We start from the raw sequence: 7,817 nt of genomic DNA on the forward strand, positions 1-7,817 counted from the left end.
ATCAGTTGTATCCTGTACCGTAACGATTTGCGTATGAGCAGTTACATTACCGCACTGGTCCGTCGCAGTCCAGGTTCTTTCTATTGAATAACTTCCGGGACAAGAGCCGTCAGTTGTGTCAGCAGTAGGGACTACGTTTGCTGTACCGCAGTTGTCGGTAGCAGTGAGCGTAACCATATCGGGTACATTATCACAATCAACAGTAATATCCTGTGGCAGTTGTTCCACAAATACGGGATCAGTAGTGTCAATTACGCTAATAATTGAATCGCACATAGAACTACACCCATTATCCCAAACTTTCAATGATAAAGTGAATGGTGTTCCGCAATCATTTCCAGATGTGACACTTACTGAGGTTCCTGTACTATCTCCACTTATAGTTCCATTCCCTGAGATATGCCATAAAATAGAATCCATTCCAGATGGTGCTTCAAAGGTAAGCTCAGAATTTGGACAGACAGAACCGGAAATACCACTAATTGAAATATTAGGTGCTTCATTCAAAATAAACTGAGTACTAACAGTATCAGGACAGCCATCTGCATAATAGGCCATTCTTACAGTGTAAGTTCCAAATTCGATTAATGATGAAGGTATGATTGTATCGTTAGATCCAAGTATAGTTTCAGCACCAAAAGGATCTATAAGTGTAAATTCTCTTGCCGGACTATCATCAATAAGTCCTTCGCTTTTAAAGTTAATAGCTTTAGGTTCACCATCATTTGCACAAAATATTGCTGTATCATAGAAATTATCCTCTGTATTATAACTTATCTCAGCCTGACCAAAAGTTAATTTAACCTGAATCGGTGAAATTAAATCAACGAGGTTAGCCGAGCTGGACGGTGAAGTTTTTGTTTTGATCAAAATATTACTAATGGCCAATTTCCCTTCACAAGGATTTGCTAAGACATCAAGAAATCCACTAATATTTGCAGCTGCTTCAATAAATTGATTCGTTAAATTGTAGGAAGAACCTCCGAATGCAGTATAGGGTAAACTATTAATTGGAGCACTGTTTGAACGTACTGCCCAGTATTCTGCTGGAATACTACTAGTTTTTTCTACGTATGTGTATAGGCCTGAGTTGGCAGGTGATTCTTCCCAAACAAATAATTGTTTTGTAGCAGTTCCAGACTGAAAAGATAGGGATAATATAAAGTCACCTACTGTTCTGCCTCCTTCAGTTCCATCGCCACGAATGCCACCGTCAGGATCCAAATGAACAGAATTCTGGAAAAACTCAAAATCAATATAACTAGCTCCGTTATTGGTTTCTCTGTCTGCACTTAAAATAATCCACTGTTGAAGAAGTCCGTTTACTCCAGTACTTGTTGCATAGTGCAGCATGATATTATTTATATCCAGATCAGAGCCTGGATTGGTACTTATTTTCCATTGAAGTGAACCATCAAGATAATCGGTCCATTTTCCTCCAGCTTTAAAAATAGTATCATTCCCAGTCCATGGATCTACCAATTTTTTGGATGTATAAATGTCAAGTGGCTCGCCATTCACACCAAAAACAGCTTCTGATTTATCCGTGGCAGTATTATCATACCAGTCACCAAAACTATTCGGGACTATATTACCATCGATTTCGAATTGATTTGGGAACTCAACAGGAACTGTTTGTCCATAACTCTCATAAAGTCCAAAAATCAATAACACCAACCCCAGAAACAGAGCTCGTGTTAAATTTCGCTTGGGTAAAGTTGTTTTCATATCGTTTGTTGTGTTAATGTTTCAAAACATTCGTCTATATGCGTGGACACAAAACACACGTATTCATCTGAACACACGTATAGCCATGCTTAGCTTTTGCTTTTAAACTTGTTTGATATGAAATTTTTGGAAAGACTTGAAATAACCCCTTATTTTTTATCTACCTTAAATTTCAGAATCAATTATTGCTTATGCAAATTATGACTTTAGAACATAAAATCCAAATAATAAATTGATTTGCGTCTCATACATTGTTCCAATTTTGTTGTTTAGTACGTTTCGTCGTTAATTAACAACTTTTATGCCTTTTATTTAAAACGTAAATAAATCAGTCAGTTATGGCGTTTTTTGTTTTTGTTAAATTAATCCAAGTTGGGACAATATTCCCGAAATGAAAATATAAATATCTGTAAGTATTTTTATGTTTAGACGTAGTGTTTAACTATAAATTATTTTCACCATTCTATTTTATTTACTTTCAATATAAACTGATACAGTATGAGGTTCAAGATTGCAATCGAATTTTGGTATTTGGTCAATGCTCTCATGGAAGTTGGTTTTTGAACGTAGCTGTTTCAACAGGCAATGAATTTTAAGAGAATTACGCAGACTGTCTTTTTGTATTTTCTACAGCTATAGAAATTGTACAAAGCAATTTAAAACAGTCGTTTAGTTTATTAATTATTCCTTTTATATTTACCGTAATAATAAAAAATTTAACAACTATGTTGCGTCGACTAACTATCCTTGGATTAATTATCCTATTGTTTTCATGTTCGCAAGTTGAGCCACCAGCTCCGGTTTTACCACTGCCGACAGAACGTCAGCTGGCCTGGCACGAACTTGAATATTATGCTTTTGTGCACTTCAATATGAACACTTTTACCAATATGGAGTGGGGCTTGGGTAGCGAGGATCCGAAACTTTTTAGTCCATCAGAACTGGATTGCAGGCAATGGGCGCGGGTTGCGAAAGAAGCCGGAATGAAAGGAATCATTCTTACAGCCAAACATCACGATGGATTTTGTTTGTGGCCAACTGCAACAACCGGTCATTCAGTTAAAAATTCACCTTGGAAAGATGGAGAAGGTGATGTGGTGCAGGAACTGGCCGATGCCTGCAGGGAATACGATTTGAAACTTGGAATTTATTTGTCTCCCTGGGATAGGAATAATGCGGAATACGGAAATCAGAAATATATTGAAATATTCAGGGCACAACTGAAAGAACTAATGACCAATTATGGCGATGTTTTTGAAGTTTGGTTCGATGGTGCCAATGGAGGCACCGGCTATTACGGTGGTGCCAACGAAGAACGCCGTATCGATCGAAAAACGTATTATGACTGGGAGAACACCCGCAAAATAGTTCGTGAATTGCAACCAATGGCCTGTATGTTCAGCGATGCCGGACCGGATATTCGATGGGTAGGTAACGAAGAAGGTTGGGCCATGAAAACCAATTGGGCACCAATTCGCCGCGATGAGTTTTACCCCGGATCGCCAAATTACGCCGAGTTGCGAACCGGACATGAAGATGGTACACATTGGGTTCCTGCCGAAGTTGATGTTTCTATTCGTCCGGGATGGTATTATCACGCATCTGAAGATCATAAAGTGAAAACACTGCCACACCTGTTGGATATATATTATAATAGTATTGGACGGAATGCTTCACTACTGATCAATTTTCCTGTTGACACGCGTGGACTTATTCATGAAAACGATGCTGAACAGATTCTGAAACTGGCAGCGGCTGTTAAAGCTGATTTTGCGAACAATCTCGCAAAGGATAAAAATGCAGAGGCAACAAACACGCGCGGAAATTCAAAAGCCTATAAAGCTGAAAATATAGTTGATGGAAATCCTGATACTTATTGGGCAACCGATGATTCTGTGGTTTCTGCCTCGGTTATTATTGATTTGGGTGAACCAACAGAAATTAACCGTTTTCTGGCTCAGGAGTATATTCCATTGGGGCAGCGGGTGAAAAAGTTCAGTGTTGATGCCTGGGTAAATAATGACTGGAAGGAAATTGCCTCGGAAACAACAATTGGAAGAAAGCGAATTCTGAGATTGGACAACATCACCACTTCAAAGGTGCGGTTAAACATTTTGGATGCAAAAGCCTGTCCGCTTATTTCGAATATTGAATTGTACAAGGCGCCAAAAGTCCTGGTTGAACCGGAACTTCGTCGTGACAAAGAAGGTATTGTTAGTATTTCTGCCTTCGATTCGGGGCTGGACATTTATTATACAATGGATGGTACCGAACCTGGCAATACCTCCGCTAAATACGATAAACCGTTTTTACTGAACGAAAAGGCAACAATAAAAGCCGTTGCGATCGACCCGGAAACATCCAACTTAAGTGAGGTTTCAACAGCCGAATTTGATATTGTAAAAAACAAATGGAGTTTACTGGGAACTCTTAAAAGTGATGAAAACTCGGCTAAAATACTGGACGGCGATGAAAACACAGCCTGGAATATTTCAGGTGAGAAACCCTGTGATGTACTTATTGATTTGGGTGAAAAAGTTAATGTTTCAGGATTTAAATACCTGCCCGATCAGGGGCGTTGGAATCCGGGGATCATCTTTAATTACGAGATTTATGTAAGTAACGACGGTAAAAACTGGGGCAAAGCAAAGTCAGCTGGCGAATTTTCTAACATAAGGAACAGTCCGGTTTGGCAGACAAAATCATTCGAGCCGGTTGAAGGTCGATACATAAAACTACGAGCGATAAGTCCTGCTGAAGAAAACGGACGGATGGGGATTGCAGAGTTCGACATCATTACCAAATAAACAGAAACAATCAATTAAACCATAATAAAATGAAACAGCTTTTACTGGTCGTTTTAACGGCACTTATTTTTTGTCAAACAACAACAGCCCAGAAAAAGATTTGGGATGAGACCGAAGCTCAAAAACAGGAACGCATGCAGTGGTGGACCGATGCCCGGTTCGGTATGTTTATCCACTGGGGCTTGTATGCTCAGGCTGCCCGCCACGAATGGGTGAAGAAAAACGAACGCATTTCGGACGAAGATTATCAGAAATACTTCGAGCTATTCAATCCCGATTTGTTTGATCCAGCTGAATGGGCAAAAAAAGCGAAAGCTGCCGGAATGAAATACGCAGTGATCACAACCAAACATCACGAAGGCTTTAATATGTTCGATTCAGAATTTACCGACTATAAAGTTACCAATACGCCTTACGGAAAAGATATAATAAAGGAGTGGGTGGATGCATTCCGGGCTGAAGGTCTGGGAATCGGTTTTTATTATTCGCTGATCGACTGGCACCATCCTGAATATACTATCGACAGGGTACACCCGATGAGTGCAAAAACTCAGGAAGAATACGATGAGTTGAATAAAGACCGCGACATGAGTGTTTATCGCGAATACCTGAAAAACCAGGTGCGCGAAATTCTGACGAATTATGGTAAAATCGATGTTCTGTGGCTCGACTATTCATTTCCCGGGCAATTTGGAAAGGGACGCGATGACTGGGGATCGGTTGAGCTGATGAAAATGGTACGCGAACTTCAACCCGGAATTTTGGTGAACGACCGTGCCGACCTGAAAGATTATGCAGGCGGATGGGATTTTACAACTCCGGAGCAATTCAAAGTTCAACAATGGCCTGAAGAGAACGGCGTGAAAATTCCATGGGAAACCTGTCAGACTTTTTCAGGTTCGTGGGGATATTACCGCGACGAAAATACCTGGAAGGACAATAAACAGTTGTTGGTTTTGCTTATTGAATCGGTAAGTAAAGGTGGTAATCTCTTATTGAATGTTGGGCCAACTGCGCGTGGAACATTCGACTACCGTGCAGATAAGGCGCTTTCTGAAATAGGGGAGTGGATGAAGTTTAACAGCCGGTCGATTTATAACTGCACGCAGGCGCCGGAAGATTTCGAGGTGCCCGATAATACATTACTAACTTATAATCCTGAAACCAATCGTTTGTATGTGCACCTGCTCGATTATCCGCTGAGGAATTTCCTCATGCGGGGTTATGCAGATAAAATAAAATATGCGCAGTTTTTACACGATGCATCTGAAATAAAGGTTGGCAAACCTTACGGGCATTGGGTGCAACAGGAAACTGGCGAAAACGATGTTAATTTGTTGTTGCCGGTTATTAAGCCAAATGTTGAAATTCCGGTAATCGAGATTTTTTTGAAATAGGTGCCGGATAAAATTTCGGATGAATTAATTCCTCATTCATTTAACGGATTTGACATTGGATGCATTTGAAGCGACATTTGTGTTTCAGCAATTTTTATTATTAGTTTGTGTTCAACTTACACATATATATTAATAGTATAAACACTACAAAAGGAATAGAAGGGCATGGAGATAAAGAATGATGCAGTAATTTTTGGGATATTAATGCTGATACTGGCGGTTATTTTTGTGACATCATCGAGTAATAATAAATACTTGAAGAAATTTTACACGTACGTTCCGCCTTTACTGCTTTGTTATTTTGTCCCGGGTTTTCTGAACTGGCCTTTAGGTTTGGTTTCACCAGAAGAATCGCAATTGTACTTTGTGGCGTCGAGATATTTGCTCCCGGCCAGTTTGGTATTGTTCTGTTTGAGCATCGATCTAAAGGGAGTACTTAATCTTGGACCTAAAGCATTAATCATGTTCCTTACAGCCACATTTGGTATTGTTATAGGTGCTCCAATTGCATTATGGATTTCCGGCATGTTGTTTCCCGATATTAAACAGGCACTTCCCGGAGAAGAAATCTGGAGGGGACTTTCAACGATAGCCGGAAGCTGGATCGGAGGCGGTGCCAATCAAACCGCAATGAAAGAGATCTACCATTGCAGTGATGGTTTGTTTTCGTCAATGATTATTATTGATGTGTTGGTTGCTAATATATGGATGGGCTTCCTGTTGTTTGGTGCCGGACGCTACCATCAGATCGATAAACGACTAAAAGCTGATAACTCTGCCATCGACGAGCTCAAAACACGTGTGGAGAACTACAGTGCTTCCATCGCTAAAATTCCAAGTGTAACCGATTTGTTTGTAATACTGGCCATTGGGTTCGGTGCAACGGCAGTTGCGCATTTGGGAGCCGATTTTATCACACCTGTCATGGGAAAACACCACGAGTTTCTTGTAAAGTATAACTTGAATTCGCTTGCTTCAGGTTTCTTCTGGTTAATAGTTATTGCTACTACAATTGGATTGGCACTGTCATTTACTAAACTTAAAAGGTACGAAGGAGCCGGTGCCTCAAAATTTGGAAGCGTATTTATATATATACTGGTGGCAACTATCGGAATGAAAATGAATTTCCTGGAAGCTTTCAGCAATCTGCATTATTTCTTAATAGGTATTATTTGGATGCTGGTACATATTTCCATTTTATTATTGGTAGCTAAACTTATAAAAGCTCCTTTCTTTTTTGTGGCGGTAGGTAGTCAGGCAAATATCGGGGGAGCGGCATCAGCTCCAATTGTAGCGTCTGCTTTTAGTACAGCTTTAGCTCCGGTTGGTGTATTACTGGCTGTACTGGGATACGCTCTGGGAACCTATGCAGCAATTGCAAGTACCCAGTTAATGCAATGGACCTATTAATATACCTTTAATTTCATTTGGGATTTATTCGAATCATTCTAAAAACATCGGCAATTTGCGACTGTAATTTATACTGTATTTTGGGCTGATATGTGAAACCATTTTAAAGGTGCCTCGTAAACCTTATTCCGTTCTGAAATTTTTGAATATTGATTTTCAACTGATTAAAAAACAAACGCAATTTTTTCTGAAAAAAAAGACTGCAAAAGTTTGGAGCTTATGAAAACGTGATTACTTTTGCACCCGCTTTTACAGCGAAGTTCACTGACGAAATGGGATATAGAACGAAGGTAAAACCAACAATTTTTCAAGTTGTTTGTTTCATCAAAACTGAGAGAAAATATTTTTTGAGATTTTTTCGAAAATGTTTGGCGGTTTAAAAATGATCTTTACCTTTGCAGCCGCTTTTGAATAGAGGCGAAGTTCTAAGAGATGATGAAGGGGATTTTTGGAATGGAAACGGGCTTGGTTAACG

Annotated in this window: 4 protein-coding genes; 3 read left to right on the forward strand and 1 reads right to left on the reverse strand. The window is 39.7% G+C overall.

Annotated features, from left to right (window positions below):
• Positions 1-1,728, reverse strand: a 1,728-nt coding sequence (locus HFD85_RS21625) for a hypothetical protein (RefSeq protein ID WP_206082058.1), incomplete at its 3' end; no start/stop codon positions are given.
• 725 nt (positions 1,729-2,453) lie between these two features.
• Between HFD85_RS21625 and HFD85_RS21630 the strand changes: the two genes are divergently transcribed.
• The 3 genes from HFD85_RS21630 (at position 2,454) to HFD85_RS21640 (ending at position 7,342) form a co-directional block, all read left to right on the forward strand.
• On the forward strand, positions 2,454-4,535 hold the full coding sequence (locus HFD85_RS21630; RefSeq protein ID WP_167614517.1) for a discoidin domain-containing protein: 2,082 nt from the start codon (positions 2,454-2,456) through the stop codon (positions 4,533-4,535).
• Between the two features lie 29 nt (positions 4,536-4,564).
• Complete coding sequence (locus tag HFD85_RS21635; protein WP_167614519.1) at positions 4,565-5,932, forward strand: alpha-L-fucosidase; 1,368 nt, start codon at positions 4,565-4,567, stop codon at positions 5,930-5,932.
• 165 nt (positions 5,933-6,097) lie between these two features.
• Positions 6,098-7,342, forward strand: a complete 1,245-nt coding sequence (locus HFD85_RS21640) for a DUF819 family protein (RefSeq protein ID WP_167614521.1) — start codon at positions 6,098-6,100, stop codon at positions 7,340-7,342.
• Positions 7,343-7,817: the final 475 nt, after the last annotated feature.

Origin of the sequence: Maribellus sediminis (assembly GCF_011799805.1) — a bacterium.
GTDB lineage: Bacteria > Bacteroidota > Bacteroidia > Bacteroidales > Prolixibacteraceae > Draconibacterium > Draconibacterium sediminis_A.